This window comes from Brevibacillus halotolerans (assembly GCF_026891775.1).
In the GTDB taxonomy this organism is placed as follows: Bacteria; Bacillota; Bacilli; order Brevibacillales; family Brevibacillaceae; genus Brevibacillus_B; species Brevibacillus_B halotolerans.
The window spans coordinates 227,112-249,276 of the sequence record NZ_JAPTNK010000007.1 but is presented as its reverse complement, the minus strand read 5'-3'; the positions used below and the strand labels follow the sequence as shown (position 1 = coordinate 249,276).

Here is a 22,165-nt window from a genome sequence, read left to right as displayed (position 1 = left end):
AGAGGTAGTAAACCAAATGGGAGAACATGCAGAGATTAAGCTAATCCAACGGCTGTCCCCTCTCCAGGAAGGGATGCTATTTCATCACATACTGGATCGTAAGCATAACGCTTACTTTGAGCAGATGCGTTTCAAGCTGGAAGGGCCGCTAAATCTTGAGGCCCTCCAAAAAAGTCTTAACTTGCTTATTGATCGTTACGATATTCTGCGTACGGTTTTCATGTACGAGGATTTAGATGAACCGATTCAGATTGTTTTGAAGCAGCGTAGTACGACCATACATTATGAGGACATCTCGTCTCTTCCCGATGCAGAAAAAAGGAACCAAGTGGAAGCTTTCTGCCAGCAGGATAAAGCAAAAGGATTCGATTTGACCAGTGACTTGCTCACTCGTATGGCTGTACTCAAGACAGGGGAGGCTACCTATCAAGTCATCTGGAGCTATCATCATATCTTAATGGATGGTTGGTGCTTTGGAATCATTCTTGGAGAGTTTTTCGAGTTTTATAAGCAGGTGAGTAACAATCTACCTCTTACATTAGATGCTGTGGTACCGTACAGTCACTATATTCAATGGCTGGAAAATCAGGATCGAGAAGAGGCATTGGCCTACTGGAAACAGTATCTCTTAGGCTACGAGGAACGGGTAAGCGTACCGGCTCAGCTATCACCATCTCCGTCAGAGAATGGCTATCAACCGCAGGAATATCTCGTGACCTTATCGACAGAGCTCACTGCTAAGCTGAGCAGACTTGCACGCCAGTATCAGGTTACGATGAACCATGTATTTCAGGCAGTGTGGAGTATCCTGCTTCAACGCTATAACAACATTGATGATGTTGTGTTCGGCGCAGTTGTTTCCGGCCGTCCATCTGATATCCCGGATGTGGAGAGAATTGTCGGGCTGTTTATCAACTCGATCCCAGTTCGTGTTCAGATACAAGGCGGATTGACCTTTGAGGACCTGCTTCAACAGGTAAAAAATGCGGCACTTCATTGTGAAGCATATGACTATGTGTCGCTTGCCGATATCCAACAGCAGTCTAGCCTTCAGCAAAATCTGTTTGACCATCTGCTGGCGTACCAAAACTATCCATCACGAATCAGTGCGGACGAATTGGAGCAGCGAATTGGTCTTCACATATCGAATATCGAGGTATTTGAGCAAACCAACTACGATTTTAATATCCTAGCCGCCCAATCTGACGACCAAATGCTACTTAAGTTTATTTATAACGGGCAAAGATTTACGTCAGATTTTATTCAAGGGATAAGCGGACATCTGATTAAGGTGATGGAGCAGATATCAGCTGACCCTGGAATTGTAGTCAATCAGCTCGAAATCGTCACCGATGAGGAAAAACAGCGGCTACTCAACCAATTTAACCCAGAGCAATGCCATAAACCTTACACTCAAAGCATTGCCGAGGTATTCGAATCCTGGGCCGAATGTCAAAAAGATAGCATCGCCATCGTGTTCGGAGACGATCAGTTAACTTATAAGCAATTAAATGAGAAAGCCAATCAGTTGGCTCGCCATCTGCAAGCGAAGGGAATTCGGGAAGAGCGTACGGTTGCGTTGGTATTAGACCGGTCCATTGAGATGATTGTGGCGATGCTGGCCGTACTCAAAGCAGGAGGAGCCTATCTACCCATTGACCCTCAGTTTCCGGCTGAACGCATAGGGTTCCTGCTAAAGGATGCTGGTGTTCAACTTGTATTGACCCAAGCACAGTTAATGAATGTGTATCCATGGCGGGTCGAAGCCATTCCTGTTGATGACAGCTCTCTCTACCAAGGTGATGCGAGCAACCTGCCGCCTCAAAGCGACGGACAAACACTTGCGTTCATTCAATATACTTCCGGCTCAACAGGCAATCCAAAAGGGAATCTGACTACTCATGCCAACGTGTTAAGGACTGTGGTTAAGCCTAATTATGTCAATATCCGTGAACAAGACCGGATTTTGCAGTTGTCGAACTATATTTTTGACGGCTCTATCTTTGATATTTATGGAGCATTGCTCAATGGCGCTAGATTGGTGCTGATTAAACGTGAAGAGATGCTCGACATGACTCAACTGGCCCGGGTAATCACGAAGAATGGCGTCACCATGACACTGATGACAACGGCTTTATTCAACGCGGTGGTGGACGCAGACTTACGCTGTTTAGCTCCGTTGCACAAGATTTTATTTGGTGGGGAAAAGGTCTCGGTTCACCACGTCCGTAAAGCGATGCGATATCTTGGTCCGAACCGACTTATTCATCTATACGGTCCGTCGGAAAATACGGTCTATTCGACATATTATTCGGTTGAACAGGTTTCAGCAGATGCATACACAATTCCTATCGGCAAACCAGTAAACCAAACTCAACTTTTTGTCCTTGATCAAAAGCAAAATCTCCAGCCAATCGGTGTTCCAGGAGAGCTGTGCATCGGAGGGGGAGGCTTAGTACGAGGTTATTTGGATCGCGATGAGCTGACCGAAGAAAAATTCATTCCACATCCCTTCCTACCCGGTGAGCGTATCTACCGTACTGGTGACGTGGTTAAGTGGCTTTCGGATGGAAACCTAGAATACGTTTCACGTCTCGATCATTTGGTGAAAATCCGCGGTTATCGTATTGAACCCGGCGAGGTTACACATGTTTTGTTGCAACATCCAAAGGTGCAGGACGCTATTGTGGTTGATCGCAAAGACTCTAGCGAACTTGTCTACCTCGTCGCCTATTACGTAGGCAACGGAGTTGAGCCAGATGAACTCCGACAGGCACTTGGCCAAAGCTTACCAGACTATATGATTCCAGGCTACTTTGTTGGAATGGAAAAACTCCCACTTACACCAAACGGTAAGGTTGATCGCAACCAGCTTCCTGAGGTTAACGAACAACTCCAACAGGGCTTCGAATATATCGCACCGTCAGATGAGTTGGAGACTGCACTTGCCCAGATCTGGGAAGAAGTGCTGGGCAAGTCGAGGGTTGGAGTGAAGGACAATTTTTTCAGTATCGGCGGTCATTCAATCAAAGCGACCATGCTTGCATCACGCATCAGTATGAAGCTAGAAATTACTTTTCCGCTCAAGGCAGTGTTTCAATGTCCGACGATTCGCGGAATGGCTGATTTTATCCGTAATGCTACCACGTGCGAATATGAAACAATCGAAAAAATTGACCATAAAAAATATTATGGTACCACTTCTGCGCAGAAACGCCTCTATGTTATCCAACAGTTCGAAGGAGCAAAAACCAGCTACAACATGCCTTTGATGCTCTCTATTCAGGGATCTCTTGATATACAGCGTACATGCTCTGTATGGAGAAGCTTGATGGATCGCCATGAATCGCTACGAACCTCTTTTGCATTGGTAGATGGTGTTCTCATGCAACAGGTACATGAAAATTTGGAAGTACCCTTCGAGGTGAGGGAAGCACCAGAGGCGAGCGAAGCAGAATTGAATAAGATGATCGAACAATTCATTCAACCATTTGATTTGAGCCAAGCGCCACTTGTACGCGGCCTAATCATCCGTGTTAGCGACACACGCTTTGTTCTTGTTGTGGATATGCATCATATCATCTCTGACGGTGTATCCATGAAGCTTTTGATCGAAGAGTTTAACCAACTCTACCTTGGAAAAGAATTACCAGAGCTGCGTATTCAATACAAGGATTATGCTGCCTGGCTGCAAACTCGGATGCAAGGCGGAGAGGCTGCGCGACAGGAAGAGTTTTGGCTTCATACCTTTTCAGGTGAGTTACCAGTGCTTGATATGCCTACAGACTATGCGCGTGGTTCTGTTCAACAGTTTAAGGGGGATCGATACACCTTTACCTTGGATGAGAAGCAGACAGCGATGATTAACCGTTTCTGCGAGCACAATCAGGTGACATTATTTATGACTCTGATCGCGGCGTATAATGTGTTGCTTTCTAAATATACCGGTCAGGAAGATATTATAGTCGGCTCACCTATCGCTGGGCGTCAACATGCTGAGTTGGAGCCGTTGGTTGGGATGTTCGTCAACACCTTGGCACTGCGTAACAAACCGACTGCTAACAAGAGCTTCCGGGAGTTTCTGAGTGAAGTAAAAGAGAACCTGCTAAATGCCTATGAGCATCAGGATTACCCACTTGAGGAACTGATAGACAAGCTTAGCCTGCGTCGGGACCTTAGTCGTAATCCATTGTTTGACATGACATTTGCCGTACAAAATATAACGTTTACCGATCAAAATCTGCCGGCTTTAACAATTGACAACTACGCCTATCCATACAAGGTAGCGAAGTTTGATATGACAGTTCAGGTCGCAGAAATGGATGGCAAACTGGTGTTTGATTGGGAGTACAGTACCTCTCTGTATAAACGAGAAACTATCGAGCGTATGGCGGGGCATTTGATTCAAATCATTAGTACAGTGATATTAGATTCGGATCAATTGCTTGCTCAGATTGACATGGTAACGCCAGGGGAGAAAAAACAATTACTCACTACTTTTAACGATACGCAAGTGGATTACCCTGTTCATCAACTGGTGCATGAGCTAATCGAATACCATGCTAAAAAACGCCCAAATCACATTGCACTCATAGATGATTGGCAACAATTGACCTACCAGCAGTTCAACGAAAAAGCGAATCAATTAGCCCGCAAGCTACGATCCAAAGGCGTTGGTTCGGAAAGCATCGTAGCCATCATCGCAGACCATTCGGTGGAAATGGCGATTGCTGTACTCGCAGTGCTCAAAGCTGGTGGTGCATTCCTGCCGATTGCTCCAGATTATCCTGTTGAGCGGATGGACTATATGCTTAAAGAGGCAGGTAGTAAGTGGCTGTTGACCCATACCAAATTACCAATCACATTGGCTTTTGACGGAGAAATTTTGGCTCTCTCCGATGCTTCCCTGTATCAGGGTGAGACTGATGATTTAGAGCCGGTCAATACCTCCAGTAATTTGGCATATGTCATCTTTACTTCCGGCTCTACGGGGCAGCCAAAAGGTGTGATGGTTGAACACCGTTCACTCATTAATCTCTGCTGTGGAGTTAAGGAGAAGTACGAGCTGACCTCGCAAGATCGAATGACCAAATACGCTGGATTCAGTTTCGATGCAACCATTTGGGAGATTTTCCCTTGCTTGACTTCAGGGGCCACTCTTCATCTACTTAGTGACGAGGTGCGCTATGATATCGAGCGTTTGCACCGCTACTATCAACAACATCAGATTACGGTGAGTTATCTACCGACCCAAATGTTTGAATTATTCATGGAATGGCCGACTCAGAGCCTGCGCATCTTGAACACAGGCGGTGACAAGCTGAATCGCTTTATTCCACAGCCATGCCAATTTATTAACAACTATGGTCCGTCAGAAAACACGGTATTAGCAACGTCCTATGAAGTGACCAAGGCTCTGCCAAATATCCCGATTGGCAAACCCGCTAATAATGTATTCATACATGTGATAAACCATCATGGACAGCTTCAACCAATCGGGGTACCAGGTGAGCTATGCATTTCCGGGGCTGGTTTGGCACGTGGTTATCTCAATCGGGACGATCTTACTAATACGGCATTTACCCCTAATCCATTTGTTGAGGGAGAAAGGATGTACCGCACGGGTGACATCGCCCGCTGGCTCCCAGACGGTAATCTTGAATTTCTCGGCCGTAAAGATCAACAAGTCAAAATTCGTGGCTATCGCATCGAGCTTGGGGAGATAGAAAGTCGTTTGAATGCTTTCGAGACAATTCAGATGGCTGTTGTGGAGCCTAAGGAATTAGAATCCAAAAAAGTCCTGTGTGCTTATATCGTCGCAGATGAAGCTCCTGATTATGGTGAACTGCGCAAATACCTTGCCGTACACCTACCGGACTATATGATTCCGACGTTCTACATGACCTTGCCGAAGCTACCGTTGACAACTAATGGTAAAGTCGATCGAAAAGCCTTACCATTGCCCAGCACCGATGAGCAATACGGGAAACAATATGTCGCCCCAACCAACGAAACGCAAGAGCTACTAGCAAAGATATTTGCTGAGGTACTAGGGATTGATCGTATTGGGATTCAGGATAACTTCTTTGAACTCGGCGGTGATTCGATTAACGCAATCCAGATCGTGGCTCGTTTGGGCAAATATCAATTGAAGGCAGACATTAATCAGATTTTCCTGTATCCGACCATTGAAGAGCTCAGTCTCTATGTCAAACAGATGAAAAGTGTAGCGACTCAAGTGGAAATCGTGGGAGAGGTTCCGCTGACACCCATCCAACACTGGTTTTTTGCTCAACAAATGACTGACCAGCATCACTGGAATCAATCGGTGATGTTGCATGCTCCAACTGGTTTAGAAGTGGAGATTCTTCGGGCTGTCCTGACAGAATTAATCAGTCATCATGACGCATTGAGAATGATCTATTCCATGGAATCGGACGGTCATGTCATACAGATCAATCGAGGGGTCAAAGAGGCAGGCGAGAAAGCATTCAGCCTTGCGATCATCGACTTACGTAACGAGTACGACTCAGCCGTTTTGACTTCACGAATCGAGGCGGAGGCCACTCGCATCCAAGAAAGTCTAGACTTGACTCAAGGCCCGCTGTTCAAAGCAACCGTATTTCAAACAGCTTGGGGCGATCATCTGTTGCTTACCATCCACCATTTGGTCGTAGACGGTGTATCCTGGCGAATCTTATTAGAAGATTTACAGACTGCATACGAGCAAGCACAACGAGGAGAAGTGATTCAGCTACCTGACAAAACGCATTCGTATCAGGATTGGGCACGGGCTCTGAAGGAGTATGCTGACAGTAAAATGATCGCTAAAGAATGGGACTATTGGAAAAAGCTCGAAACAATCCAGATACAGCCGCTGCCACAAGATCATATGGATGGAACGAATACATGGCAGGACCTTCAAAGTGAAGTAGCTCATTTGACAAGTGAAGAGACAGATAACCTACTCAAGCATGCTACTCAAGCCTATCATACCGAGATTAACGACTTGTTGCTCACAGCGCTTGCCCGGACGATTCACGAGTGGACAGGGGAGAGCAACATACTTGTCGATCTAGAAGGGCACGGACGTGAAAATATCATCAAAGAAATCAATATCAGTCGAACGATCGGTTGGTTTACTTCCCTGTATCCTGTCAATCTGACTATCAGCTCTGAGCATGATCTCTCTTATCAAATTAAGGCGACTAAGGAATCCCTACGATCAGTTCCACAAAAGGGAATTGGGTACGGAATCCTTACCTATCTCGCCGGCTCAGACCAGCGTGAAGGCTGCCAACTCACTAGAAAGTCTGAAATTAGTTTCAATTATCTGGGGCAATTCGAGCAGGCGAAAGGAGAGGGACTGTTGCAACCCTCTGACATGCCTAAAGGTCCACTGTTTAGTCCCAATAGCAATCGCAGTTATCAGTTGGATGTGATCGGGAGTGTAAGTGAGAAACAGCTGCACATTCAAATCTTGTATAGTCAAAAGCATTATCAAGACAGCACAATCGCCAAATTAGTAGATCGTTACATGCACCATTTACGCTTGATTATCAATCACTGCTTGCAAAAAGAAGGCCCTGATATCACCCCAAGTGACGTAGGTGACGAGGAGCTAACCTTCGAAGAACTGGACGACATTGCTGACTTTATCAATAATCTCTAGTCTACTGCCGTCCTGTTAACAAGGGTTAAAAGGGAATGTGAGCTGTTATGCTAAAAAACGACTTACGGCTCACATATCTCTTCCTTGTTATGTTCACTCATACATACCTAGGGAGAAAAAAATAGGGAGTAACCGACATGAAAAATAATCAAATCGAAAAGGTGTATCCTTTATCATCCATGCAGGAGGGAATGCTTTTCCACTCCTTACTTGGTGACACCCAGCATGCTTACTTTGAACAGATGAGGCTGATCATTCAAGGTGACCTCAACGTTAGTTATGTGGAACAAAGCCTAAACCATTTAATCAGCAAATATGATATTTTCCGTACGCTGTTTCTTCACGAAAAGCTACAGCGACCACGCCAAGTTGTGTTAAAAGAACGCAAGACCACTGTTGCCTTTCATAATATTGCAAACCTTCCTTGCGACGAACAAACGGCACATATCGAGGCTTTACTTCAAGCTGATCGAGAAAGAGGCTTTGACCTCTCCAAAGATATCCTAATGCGTATAAGCATCATTTTGACCAAAGAAAAGGAGTATCAATTAGTTTGGAGTCATCATCATATCTTGATGGATGGTTGGTGCTTTGGTATTGTCATGCAGGATTTTTTCCGTTTCTACAAAATGCTGGTCATGAATCAGACCCTAGTCAAGGAAAAGACAACACCCTATAGCAGCTATATTCATTGGTTGCAAAAGCAAGATCAGACTGAGGCTAATACCTACTGGGAAAACTACCTCTCTGCTTATGAAAAGCCTGCGGTTATGGCACATCAGTTTACACATTCTGATGGTTTTGCCTATGGGGAAGTAACCGTTCCTGTAGATAAAGAACGAAGCGAGGGAATTCATCGCATCGCCCGCGAGCATCAGACCACGTCAAACAATGTATTTCAAGCGATCTGGGGTCTTTTGCTCCAGCGTTACAATAACACCTCAGATGTCGTATTTGGTTCGGTTGTCTCAGGCCGTCCCTCAGAAATTGAGGGTGTGGAGCAAATTGTCGGCCTATTTATCAATACCGTACCTGTACGAATTAAAAGTGGAAATGAGCAGACATTTAGCCAGCTGCTAAATGCGGTGAAGCAGAACTCCTTGGAAGCTAAATCCTATGAATATGTCTCGCTTGCCGATATTCAGTCCCGGTCTGGACTTGGAAGCGATCTGTTTAATCATATTATAGGTTTTCAAAATCATGTAGGTAATCAGGGACTATATCAGACTGAATGGGACAAAGAACTGGGTTTTACTGTAGTCAGCGTGGATGCCCATGAGATGACGAACTATGACTTTCATCTCGTTGTCATTCCTGGAGATTTATTCACGATTCGCTTAAGCTACAATGCAAACAAGTATGACCAAGCGTTTATCGAGCGTATAGGTGCACATCTAACAAAGCTGATGAAGCAAGTCATTGCAGAACCTCATCAAGCTGTCCATAGCTATGAGTTAGTCTCAGATGAGGAAAAACAACAGCTTCTTGCTACATTTAACAGCACGGCAGTAGACTTTCCGAACGAGAAAACGTTGCATCAATTGTTTGAGGAACAGGTTGCTCGCACGCCGAATGCCACCGCGATTGCATACAATGAACAGAGTCTGACCTATCAACAACTAGACGAGAAAGCCAACCAGCTAGCTCGTGTATTGCGAAGACAGGGTGTTGGACCTAATCAATTAGTCGGTATTGTAGCTGAACGCTCCATTGAGATGGTTGTAGGACTTTTTGCAATCCTTAAAGCAGGGGGCGCGTATGTACCGATCGATCCAGAATATCCCAAAGAGCGTATCGAGTATATCTTAACGGATAGCCATATTGAATTGGTTTTGATCCAAGAGCATCTGCATAAAACCATTACTTCTACTCTTGGGGAGAATGTTTCATCCTATAGACTGATTTCGATAACTACTGGAAACGACGACACTGACAATAGCCCGCTTGAGTCGGTAAATAGACCTTCTGATCTGGCTTATATGATCTACACGTCTGGCACCACTGGTAAACCAAAAGGGGTCATGATTGAACACCGAAATGTTGTTAATACAATCTATTGGCGTAGCCGTGAGTATCAATTTTGTGAGTCAGACAGTGTGTTGCAGCTCTTTTCCTTCGCATTTGACGGTTTCGTCATTAGCTTGTTCTCACCACTGATCGCCGGTGCGAAAGCGGTCATTCTACCGACTGAGGATGCTAAAGATCCAGTGGCGATTAAACGTCATATCCTGCGCTGGAACGTAACAAGTTTTATTACCGTACCTGTCATGTACAGTGCAATCATCGATACCATGACTGCTGAAGAGACTCAGTCGTTACGCTTGATCTGCTTGGGGGCAGATAAACTGACAGAGAACGTCATCCGTCAGAGTATAAACCTTAACGCTCGTATCGAGCTAATTAATGAATACGGTCCAACAGAGAACGCGATCGTTTCTACCTTTTCTCGCAACATGCGTGTAGATAAGCCGATTACGATTGGCGGTCCGATTGCGAATACCAGTGCTTACGTGTTAACTGCTCATGATCAGCTTCAGCCTATTGGAATACCTGGTGAACTGTGTGTTAGTGGTGTAGGTCTTGCTCGTGGCTACCACAATCTTCCTGAACTTACAGCCGAAAAGTTTGTAGCAAATCCATTTGAATCAGATGAGCGTATGTACCGTACAGGAGACATTGTGAGTTGGACGGAAGATGGGAATTTAATTTTTCACGGTCGCATTGATAATCAGGTCAAAATACGCGGTCACCGTATCGAGACTGGAGAAATCGAGACCTTGCTACGGAAGCACCCTGCGACAAATGAAGCGGTCATAACTGTGCAGGAGATCGCTGGCGATGCAGTTCTTTGTGCGTACTTCGTGCCGGCTGATGAAGTAAGTATCAACGAACTGCGTGATTATATGTCAACAGAGCTGCCAGATTACATGATGCCAGCTTATTTTATAGAACTCCAATCTCTACCACTTACTGTTAACGGCAAAGTTGATCATAAATCACTCCCGATGCCGGAGAACATTTTTAGTGAAAGTGAATATGTTGCACCGAAGAATCAAACGCAGGAACAACTAGCAAAGATATGGGTCGATGTGCTTGGACTGACACAAGTGGGGATTACTGATAACTTTTTCGAACGGGGTGGCCATTCAATCAAAGCAACGTTACTGGTTGCTAGAATCCACAAACAATTCGGTATCGTGTATCCGCTCAAAGAAGTGTTTAACCGTCCAACCATCGAGAAGATGGCAGCTTACATCACACAGGCCGATAAGGATACCTTACCGCCGCTTATTCCAACAGAAGCCCGCGATTTTTATCCGGCGACCTCTGCACAGAAACGTCTGTATGTGAGTATCCAATTCGATGGCGCGGAATTAACTTATAATATGCCGTTGATGGTACGTCTTAACGGATTGCTTGATGTCGAATCTCTACAAGATGCTGTTCGTGCATTAACCCGGCGCCATGAATCGCTTCGTACTTCTTTCGTCACCGTGGAAGATAAGCTGATGCAACAGATTCATAAAGATGTAGAAATGCCGTTTTCTTATATCGAAACCACTGAGGATTTATTGCAAGAAGAGGTCCAGACATTTATTCAGCCTTTTGACCTAAGTCAGGCTCCACTGTCACGAGTTGGACTTTTCCAAATTGGCAAGCAAGAGCATTTGCTCGTACTCGATATGCATCACATCATTTCTGACGGTGTTTCCATGAACATTTTCTTACATGAGCTGACGCAACTCTACGCCCGTAAAATATTGCCGCCTCTTTCGATTCAATATAAGGACTATGCCGTGTGGCAGCAAGCAATCATGGAAAGTGATGCGGCAAAGCTACAAGAGAAATATTGGCTCGACACCTTTAGCGGTGACATTCCTGTCCTTGAGCTTGCGACTGACTTCCCGCGTCCGACTGTACAGGAATTCGCTGGCTCGCGCATTCAGTTCGAGCTAACCGAAAGTCAAAGTGAGCGTTTGCTGACCTATTGCAACGAACAGGGCAGTACCTTGTATATGACCCTGCTAGCCGCACTAAATGTCCTGCTTCATAAGTACACGGGTCAAAATGATATTGTCATCGGAACACCGATTGCCGGACGTCAGCTAGCTGAACTTGAACATGTGATGGGAATGTTTGTTAATACGCTTGCAATGCGCAACCAGCTTGAGTCTGATGAGACGTTCAACCAATTCCTAGGTGTAGTCCAAGCTAATAGCCTCAAAGCGTTTGAAAATCAGGACTACCCGCTTGAAACTTTGATTGAAAAGCTGGATGTACAGCGTGATATGAGCCGCAATCCATTGTTTGACATTATGTTCTCCTTACAGAACATTGAGGTTTCCACGTTTGCAATGGCTAACCTCGAAATGAGTTCCTATGAATTCACGCACGAAATAGCCAAATTCGACATGACAGTGGTAGCGGCGGAACGTGAAGGCAAAATTGTGTTTGACTGGGAATATCGGACCCAACTGTTTTGTAAGGAAACAATAGAGCGGATGATTCAGCATTATCTGAGTATCCTCAATCAAGTGATTGCTGACCCAAACATCAAACTAAGAGACATTGACATGATGACAGATGCTGAAAAAGAACATTTGCTCACAGAGATAAACAACACATTCAAGAGCATCCCGCAGGACGTCACTGCACTGACCTTATTCGAACAAGTAGCGGTTGCGATGCCAGAGCAGATTGCCGTGGTATTTGGTGCGCAACGGCTGACCTATCGTGAATTAGATGAAAAAGCTAGCCTTTTAGCACAGACCTTGCGAACAAAAGGAGTGGGACAGGAAGATATTGTTGCCATTCTCAGTGACCGTTCCTTGGAAATGATCATCGGATTGATTGCGATCGTTAAGGTGGGAGCAGCCTTTTTACCAATTGACCCTGAGTATCCAACAGAACGTATCGAGTACATGCTATCCGATAGTAAAGCCAAAATCTTGCTTGTTCACCGTAATAGGGACATTGCTGCAGCATCAGAGGAATGGACTGACATCTGCGAGACTCTGTTGCTTACAGATGACAGACTGTATCAAGCAATGACCTACGAACCGCTTGATGTGATTGTTCAACCAGATAGTCTTGCCTATGTCATCTATACTTCAGGCTCTACAGGACAACCAAAAGGGGTGATGATCGAGCACCATTCACTTGTCAATCTGTGCTTGTGGCATCAAACGTCCTTCGATCTCACAGCAGCCGATCATACAACCAAATATGCAGGTTTCGGCTTTGATGCTTCGGTTTGGGAAATTTTCCCTACATTGATTACAGGTGCCACTCTGCACATCATTCCTGATGACATCCGTCTCGATGCAGAGTTGCTTAATCACTATTTTGAAGTACACGGAATTACCGTAAGCTTCTTACCGACTCAAATGTGTGAATTATTCCAAGAGCTGGATAACCGCTCATTGCGTGTACTGTTGACTGGTGGCGACAAGTTAAAGACCTTTATTCCAAGGTCATATCAGCTTATCAATAACTATGGACCAACTGAAAACACCGTCGTCGCTACATCTACTTTGCTGACTCAGGCATCCAATAACCTGCCGATAGGACGTCCTATTCAGAATGTACAAGCGCTCGTGCTCAGCTCACACGGACAGCTACAACCAATCGGGGTACCAGGCGAACTCTGCATTGCCGGAGCAGGACTTGCGCGTGGCTATCTTAATCGACCGAACTTGACTGCGGAAAAATTCGTCTCACATCCGCTTCTCCCAGAGCAGACCATTTATCGTACCGGAGACTTTGTAAGGATAAGCCAAGATGGACAGCTTGAATACCTTGGACGGATTGATCAACAGGTAAAAATACGAGGCTATCGCATCGAACTTGGAGAAATTGAGACCAAAATGCTTCAGTATCCCGGGGTGAAAGAAGCTGTTGTGACAGCCTTTGACACCAACCTTTGTGCCTATTACGTGGCTACAGAGGAGCTGAGTGATGTAGGTCTTCGTCAATACCTGAATAACCAGTTGCCACCGTTCATGGTTCCAACGTTCTTCATCCAACTCGACAGTCTGCCGCTTACTGCAAATGGAAAAGTAGACCGCCGTGCCTTACCGGAACCAGACAGTGTACACGTACCAGATCGTCCTTTCGAACCGCCGATTAGCGAATTGGAGCAGAGGCTGGCGGATATTTGGGGTAGCGTCTTACAAGTTGAGCGTATCGGCCGTAACGACCATTTCTTCGAGCGTGGGGGACACTCGATTAGAGCGACTACCGTAATCTCTCGCATTCAAAAGGAATTCGGGGTGAAGATTCCGCTCTCCGCATTTTTTCAAAAACCAACGCTTCAAGAGTTGGCGGACTGCCTAGAGCAAATCCTGCAACAGCAGAAAGAAGAGAACAGCTCTGACGAGTTAACGATCCTACCTGTCGGGACAAGCGATTATTACCCTGCTTCTTCTGCACAAAAACGTATGTATGTCGTCAACCAGTTCGCTGGTGTAGAAACGGCCTATAACATGCCACTTGTGCTGGAAATTAACGGTCCGCTTAACATCCCGCGCTTTACAGGTGTGATTGAAAAACTGATCGAACGACACGAAGCGCTACGCACCTCTTTTGCTGTCGTGGATGGAGAAGTGGTGCAACGAATTCATCCAAGAGTAAAGCTACCCTTTGAACTTATTCAGACCAGCAAGGCAAAACGAGATGAGATGATTAAGCAGGCGATTCAGCCATTTGATCTCGGGCAGGCGCCTCTGATGCGTTCTCGTCTGATTCAACTGGATGAACAGTCCTATGTGGCTGTAATTGACATGCACCATATCATTTCCGACGGTGTCTCGATGAGCCTGTTTATGGACGAATTCAGCAAGCTTTATGCTGGTGAAACATTGCCAGAACTTCAGATTCAGTACAAGGATTATGCCGTTTGGCAGCAGCAACGTAACCAGTTACAATCATTTGCTACCAAGGAATCTTACTGGCTAAATCAGTTCGCTGATGAAATTCCGGTGTTGGAGCTTCAAACCGACTATCCACGTTCTGTGGTTAAACAGTTTGCTGGAGAGATACTTCAGACTGAGCTGCCTGCCGAGTGGACAGCCAAGCTTCACTCGTTCAACCAAAATGAACAGGTCACTCTTTTTATGACCTTACTTGCGCTATATCAAATGTTGCTGGCTAAATATACTGATCAAGAAGATATTTGTGTCGGAACACCGATTGCGGGACGTCCAACTGCCGACGTAGATCGTGTGATGGGAATGTTCGTTAACACGTTGGCATTGCGTAATCAGCCAGAAGCGGCGAAGAGCTTCCGCCAGTTTATTGCCGAAGTACGTGAAAGCGTCCTATTAGCCTATGAGCATCAGGATTATCCGCTCGAAGAACTAATTGAAAAGCTCGGACTTGCCCGTGACACGAGCCGTAATCCTCTATTTGATACAATGTTTACCCTGCAAAACCTCGAACTAGCATCTGTTCAGCTTACGGACGTGGCTATTACTGCCCTTCCTTATGAGATGAAGAAGGCCAAGTTCGATCTGACGTTACTCGCCATCGAAACGGACGGCAAGATATACTTCAACTGGGAATACAGCAGTCACTTATTTAAACGCGAAACAATTGAACGAATGGCTAACCACCTTAACCAACTGATCATCCATGCCTTAAAACATCCGAATAGTCCAATCTCAGACATCCAGATGATGACGGCAGAGGAGGAGAATCAGCTTTTAAAAGAGTTTAATTCAGAGCAAGGGCAAGTACCGATCACAGCTACCATTCCGCAATTGTTTGAACAGCAGGCCTCGCTGTATCCAGATAAGATTGCGCTGGTATTTGAGAAACAGGAGTGGAGCTATCGACAGCTTAACGAACAAGCAAACCTCCTTGCGCATGCACTTCAGGCAAGAGGAGTAGGAATAGAAGAAAAAGTTGGTTTGATTATCGACAGATCTCCGATGATGATCGTTGCTATGCTAGCGGTACTAAAAGCTGGGGGGGCCTATGTACCAATTGACCCAGAATACCCAATCGAGCGCATTCGCTTTATGCTTGCAGACACCAAGACTCGTCTGGTATTGTCCCAGTCTCATTTGATCAAAAACTACACTCTGGACCAAGAGTTGATTAATCTTGATGATCCGACATTGCTTCACCAAGGTGATGTAAGCAATCCCGAAGCAGTTGATCTCCATTCACAGCATCTCGCCTACGTGATGTTTACCTCGGGAACTACTGGTCAACCAAAAGGAACGCTTACTACGCACGCGAACATTATCCGGGTCGTTAAGGATACGAACTATGTCGACTTGAATCGTACAGATACGCTTTTGCAAATTTCTAACTATGTATTTGATGGTTCTACCTTCGATATCTATGGTGCGCTCTTGAACGGGGCGAAGCTGGTCATGATGAATCGCCATGAAATGCTTGATGTTCATGCCCTTTCCTATCTAATCACGACTCATCGAATTAGTGTGATATTTATGACGACAGCACTGTTCCACACTTTAGTAGACGTGAATTTAGAGTGTTTAGGTAACGTACGTAAGCTGTTTGTCGGCGGTGAAAAGATGTCGCCAAAACAAGCGAGGAAAGCACTGGCTTATCTTAGTCCGGACTGTTTTTACAACATATATGGCCCGACAGAAAGCACTGTATTTGCTACCTATTATCACATCTTTGAAATCAAGGAGGACATGAGTTCCATACCGATCGGGAAACCACTCAGTCGTACCCAATTATATGTGTTAAACAAGCATCTCCATCTTGTACCAATCGGTGTACCTGGCGAGCTATACATTGGCGGAGAAGGACTGATCCGAGGGTATCTAAACCGACAAGACCTGACTGATGAGAAGTTTATTCCAAGTCCGTTTAACCCAGAGGAACGCTTGTACAAAACAGGAGATCTTGTGAGATGGCTTCCTGACGGTAATATTGAGTACCTTGACCGTGCTGATAACCTTGTAAAAATCCGTGGGTTCCGCATTGAGCCAGACGAGATCGCCGTACAGATGAAGGAACATCCTCAGGTCAAAGAAGCGATTGTGCTTGTTAAACACGATCAAACCAATCAGGCTTACTTGTGTGCCTATTTCTCTGCACATTCTGAAATTGGTATTGCTGAGCTGCGGGATCACCTTTCTAATCGAATGCCAGAGTATATGATTCCAGCCGTTTTTATGGAGCTTGAGATGATTCCTTTCACTCCGAACGGTAAACTAGACCGCCGCGCGCTACCAGAACCTAGTTTGGAGCTGTATGCTAGCCAGTACGTACCACCTACCACCCCGACCGAAGAACGACTTTGCCAGATTTGGTCCGAGGTACTTGGAGTAGAAAAAATCGGTGTCCATGATAACTTCTTTGAACGAGGTGGTCATTCCTTACGTGCCACGATGCTTTCGGCAAGCATTGAAAAGCAATTAGAAGTAGAGTTTAGTATTCAGCAGGTTTTTCTTCATCAGACAGTCAAAGAGATGGCAAACGCAATCAGCATATCCGATCGGAAAGCGTATCACGCAATTCAACCAGTAGCGAAGCGAGCGTATTATCCGACATCGCCATCGCAACGAAGACTTTATTTCATCAATCAGTTTGAGGGAGCAAGCATCAGCTATAATATGCCATTGCTCGTGCGTTTAGATGGAGAGCTTAATCTATCAAAGCTACAAAATGCACTTGATATGCTCATACAGCGACATGAGGCATTCCGCACCTCTTTTGAAATGAGAGGAGAAGAGGTGATCCAACTGATTCACGATCAGGTGAGCCTCCCGCTGACGTTGGTCGAAATAGATGAAGAAACACTACGCAGAACGTTGTCTGACTATATTCAACCATTCGATCTGAGCAAAGCACCGCTCATCCGCGCTATGATTTTCCGCGTGACTAGTAAGCAGCACGTACTTCTGATTGATATGCATCACATTATCTCTGACGGGACATCGCTTACTTTGTTTTTGCATGAGCTCAATCAATTATATCTGGGGAACGAACTGTCATCACTTACGATCCAGTACAAGGATTATGCTGTATGGCAACGTGAGCAATGTCAGGTTAGCGGCGAGGAGGAACGTTTTTGGCTGGATACCTTTGCAGGAGAGCTCCCTGTTCTTGAAATGCCGACCGATCACAGCCGACCGACGATTACTGATTATGCTGGTGACGTGATTAGCTTTGAGCTGGACAAGCAACAAACAGCCCAATTACTCACGTTTGTCCATGAGACGAATACCACTCTTTATATGAACGTACTGGCGGCCTATAATCTGTTCCTTGCTCGCTATACTGGCCAAGACGACATCATTGTGGGAACCCCGACAGCAGGACGCCTCAAAGCAGATGTAGAGCATGTGATCGGGATGTTTGTTAACACACTTGCAATGCGTAACTACCCTGTGATGTCTAAATCGTTCCGTGAGTTTCTAGGTGAAGTGAAAGCGAATGTGCTACATGCTTATGAATACCAGACGTATCCACTAGAAGAGCTGATCGAAAAACTCGACATTCAACGTGACCGTAGTCGCAATCCGCTCTTTGATACAATGCTGACCGTGCAGAACATAGAGTTTGCTGATAATACGATTTCTGGCCTCAAGATGACACCGTACGAGTATACGCACAACGCAGCTAAGTTCGACCTGACATTATCGGTGCTTGAACGAGACGGTAAGCTTTATTTTGAATGGGAATACCGGACCAGCCTATACAAGCGTACTACTATGGAACGTATGGCCAAGCATTTTCTCACATTGCTGATGGGTGCAATTACACAGCCTGATCTTTCGATGGGACAACTCATCATGGTAAACGAAGCTGAGAAGCAACAGTTGATTTATGACTTCAACCAAACTGATGCGAATTACCCGCGTGAAGCTACCATTCATGCATGGATTGAAAAGCAAGTGCGTTTAACACCAGACCGTGTTGCAGTCTCATACGGCGACAAACACCTTACCTACCGGGAATTGGACGAGCAGGCTAATCGTCTTGCTAATCGCCTGTTACAGCAGAGTCAGCATCAGCGTAATCCGTTGATCGGAATGCTTTTGGACCGATCCGAACGCATGATTATTTCCATTCTGGCTATTTTGAAAGCTGGGGGAGCCTATGTGCCAATTGATCCGGAATACCCGGTAGAGCGTATAGCAGCAATTGTTGAGGATACAGGCATGAACATGCTCATCACAGAGTCACAACATGCCGAAATCTATGAGGTTTTTGCCGAAGTCCATCCGATCAATATCGATCAGCTAGATGAGTGGGCAAAGCAGCCAGCCGAATTGCTAACAAAGCCAATTGGAACACAAGATGACCTTGCATACATCATCTTCACCTCTGGCTCTACCGGTAAGCCTAAAGGTGTTATGATCGAGCACCGCAATGTGATCCGCTTGATGACGAATGATCGCATGAGGTTTGATTTTACCGAAAACGATGTCTGGACAATGTTCCATTCTTACTGCTTCGACTTCTCTGTTTGGGAGATGTATGGCGCTCTTTTCTACGGTGGCCGTGTTGTGATCGTACCAAAAGAGATTGCTCGTGTGCCGAAGGATTTCCTCCAACTTCTTAAGCAGGAGCGGGTGACTGTGCTTAATCAGACCCCTACTGCCTTCTACGCGCTGATACAGGAAGAGGCGAAAGGAAAAGAGAAGGAATTGGCTGTCCGTTACGTGATTTTCGGCGGTGAAGCCCTAGCACCAATCCAGCTTCACAAGTTCCATGAAAGATACCCGGCAACTCAACTCATTAACATGTACGGCATTACCGAGACCACTGTACATGTAACGTTTAAAGAAATTACGCTGTCCGAGATGAACAAGAATCAGCCAAACATCGGCACTCCGATTCCAACGCTGACTGTTTACATCTTGGATGAATTCCAGCAACCTGTCCCAATTGGGGTAAAAGGTGAGATATACGTCGGTGGAGAGGGAGTGGCACGCGGATACCTTCATCAACCTGATTTGACTGCGGAGCGTTTTGTACCTAATCCATTTATACCTGATCAAAAAATGTATCGTGCAGGTGATCTGGCACGCTGGCTAGATGACGGTACACTGGAGTATTTGGGTCGACTCGACCATCAGGTAAAAGTGCGTGGCTTCCGCATCGAGCTAGGGGAGATTGAGACTTGCCTTCTGCAACATGATGCCATCAACGAAGCCCTTGTGATAGCTATCGACGATGCTGGCAGCACTGCACTTTGCGCCTACTATATTGCAACCCACGAGCTTAGTATCAGCGAATTGCGAAGACACATTGGTGAAACGTTGCCGAGCTTCATGATCCCAGCCTACTTTATCGGACTCGATACATTCCCGATGACTGTCAATGGCAAAGTAGATCGCAAAGCCCTACCGAGACCGGATGTCTCCACACTCACTCTTAACCGTTATGTGGAGCCGCAGAGTGAACTGGAAGAGAAGCTGGATATGATTTGGAGCGAAGTACTTGGCAGAAGCCGCGTTGGACGGGAAGGAAATTTCTTTGAGCTAGGTGGACATTCTCTTAAAGCGGCATCCCTAATCTCCCTGATGCACAAAGAAACGGGTGTGAAGGTACCACTGAAGGTTCTGTTCCAGACTCCAATCCTATGGGAAGTAGCGGAGTACATCAAAAAACAAGATGCAGGAACCTACATCGCGCTTGAGCTACTGGAAAAACGTCCGTACTATAAAGCCTCTCCGTATCAGCGTTACACTTACGAGCGTGCCGCAGGGGAGATCAGCTACAATATTCCTTTCGCGATGACGTTAGAAGGTAAGCTGAATGTAGAGCGGTTACGCGATTCATTCCAGACGATGATCAACCGTCATGAGTCGCTGCGCAGCTCCTTTGATGTAGTCGATGATGAAGTAGTACTCGTAGTTCATGACGAGCTTTGTTTTGACCTTCCTGTAATGGAAGCAGAGGAGGAGCAGGTGTCAGAATTGGTACAGGCTCAGGTTCGGCCGTTTGATTTCCATGAAGCCCCACTGCTCCGTGCCGTTTTGATTCGTAATGAAGAAGAAAAACACACATTGTTTGTTGACATGCACCACATTATTTCCGACGGAACTTCGCTTAGCGTTTTTATGGATGAACTGATGCAGCTTTATGCTGGCCATGAGCTACCCGAATTGACCGTCCAATACAAGGAATACACCTATTGGCTCGATCAATGGCTAACTAGCGAAGAGGGGAAGAGACAAGAGCAGTTCTGGCTGAAGTATTTTGATGGAGATATCCCACAGTTGGAACTCCCAACTGACTTCCCGCGTCCTGACCAAAAGAAATTCGATGGAGAAAAAATCTTCTTCCAGGTCGATGCCAAACGTACCAAGCTACTTCATGAATTTTCTGAAGCACATAGCGTCACAATTTACATTACCCTTTTGTCCGCTTTCTACGTACTTTTGCAGAAATACACCGACCAAGAAGATATCATAGTTGGGACCTGGCAAGCAGGACGACCACGTGAAGAATTCAACAGGGTAATTGGTTTATTCATCAATACGCTGGCTTTCCGGGCTAATCCAAGAGGGGATTTGAATTTCCAGGAATTCCTCACCGATGTCAAAGAGAACATCGTTCATTGCTATGAGAACCAGCTCTATCCATTTGAAATGATAACGGAAAAACTAGCGATTCCTACCGTTGAAAACCGTACACCGCTCTTTGATGCAGTATTCTCAATGCTCAACTATGAGATGAACGATATCGAATTCGACAGTCTTCACGTCGTTCCTCATCCATTTGAGTTCAAAATTTGTGAATACGACATCTATTTAGAAGCGATTGAAAAGCACGATTTTATCCATTTCTCCCTTGGCTACAGCGTCGAGCTGTTCAAACAGTCGACTATTGAAGAGATGGCACAGGATTACTTGTCGTTACTTGATGAGCTCTTGAACAATGCACAAGCAAAACTTGCAGAGGTGGGGATTACCATTAAAGACAAACAGGCAGTTAAAAATGAAGTAAGGCTGGCAACCTCCGAAGTAGCAATAGCGATGGCACCGGAACTCTCACCTCCATCCACAAATCGTATCTATCCTGAGACAGTGCCGTACCATCCCTTTGAACCAACGAAGGATAGAGTAGAGGTAATTAATAGAGCAGAATTTGGCGACGGAGTGATCTCCAAAACAATCATTCAACCGGGTGAAATAGTCTTCCGTTTTGATGGCCCACAGCTTCCGTATCAAACGCTGTACACCTTACAAAAACATTCGGGACTTTTTGTGGAAGACCCATACTGCATGGGAAAAGTACTTCACTCGTGCGATCCTAACACCGTGGTTGACATGGACACTCAGGTTTTCACTGCTGTCAAAGAAATCAAGCCTGGTGACTACATAACCATGGACTATGAAACCACTGAAGACGAACTGTACCGCCAATTCGAATGCGGATGTGGTGCAAGCAAATGCAGAAAGATCATCACAGGTCGATTCATGAGGGCCAGAAATTAATTGAAGCTTGAAAAATTGGTTATCATCACTATTCATTCTTTTATCGAAAAATAGA

Annotated in this window: 2 protein-coding genes; both read left to right on the top strand. The window is 45.5% G+C overall.

What is annotated here, in order from left to right:
* Nucleotides 1-16: 16 nt before the first annotated feature.
* On the top strand, nt 17-7,672 hold the full coding sequence (locus O0550_RS11685) for a non-ribosomal peptide synthetase (RefSeq protein ID WP_258426380.1): 7,656 nt from the start codon (nt 17-19) through the stop codon (nt 7,670-7,672).
* Nucleotides 7,673-7,809: 137 nt separating this feature from the next.
* The gene (locus O0550_RS11680; RefSeq protein WP_258426379.1) at nt 7,810-22,110 is read left to right on the top strand and encodes a non-ribosomal peptide synthetase; all 14,301 of its coding nucleotides are present in this window, start codon (nt 7,810-7,812) and stop codon (nt 22,108-22,110) included.
* Nucleotides 22,111-22,165 lie beyond the last annotated feature (55 nt).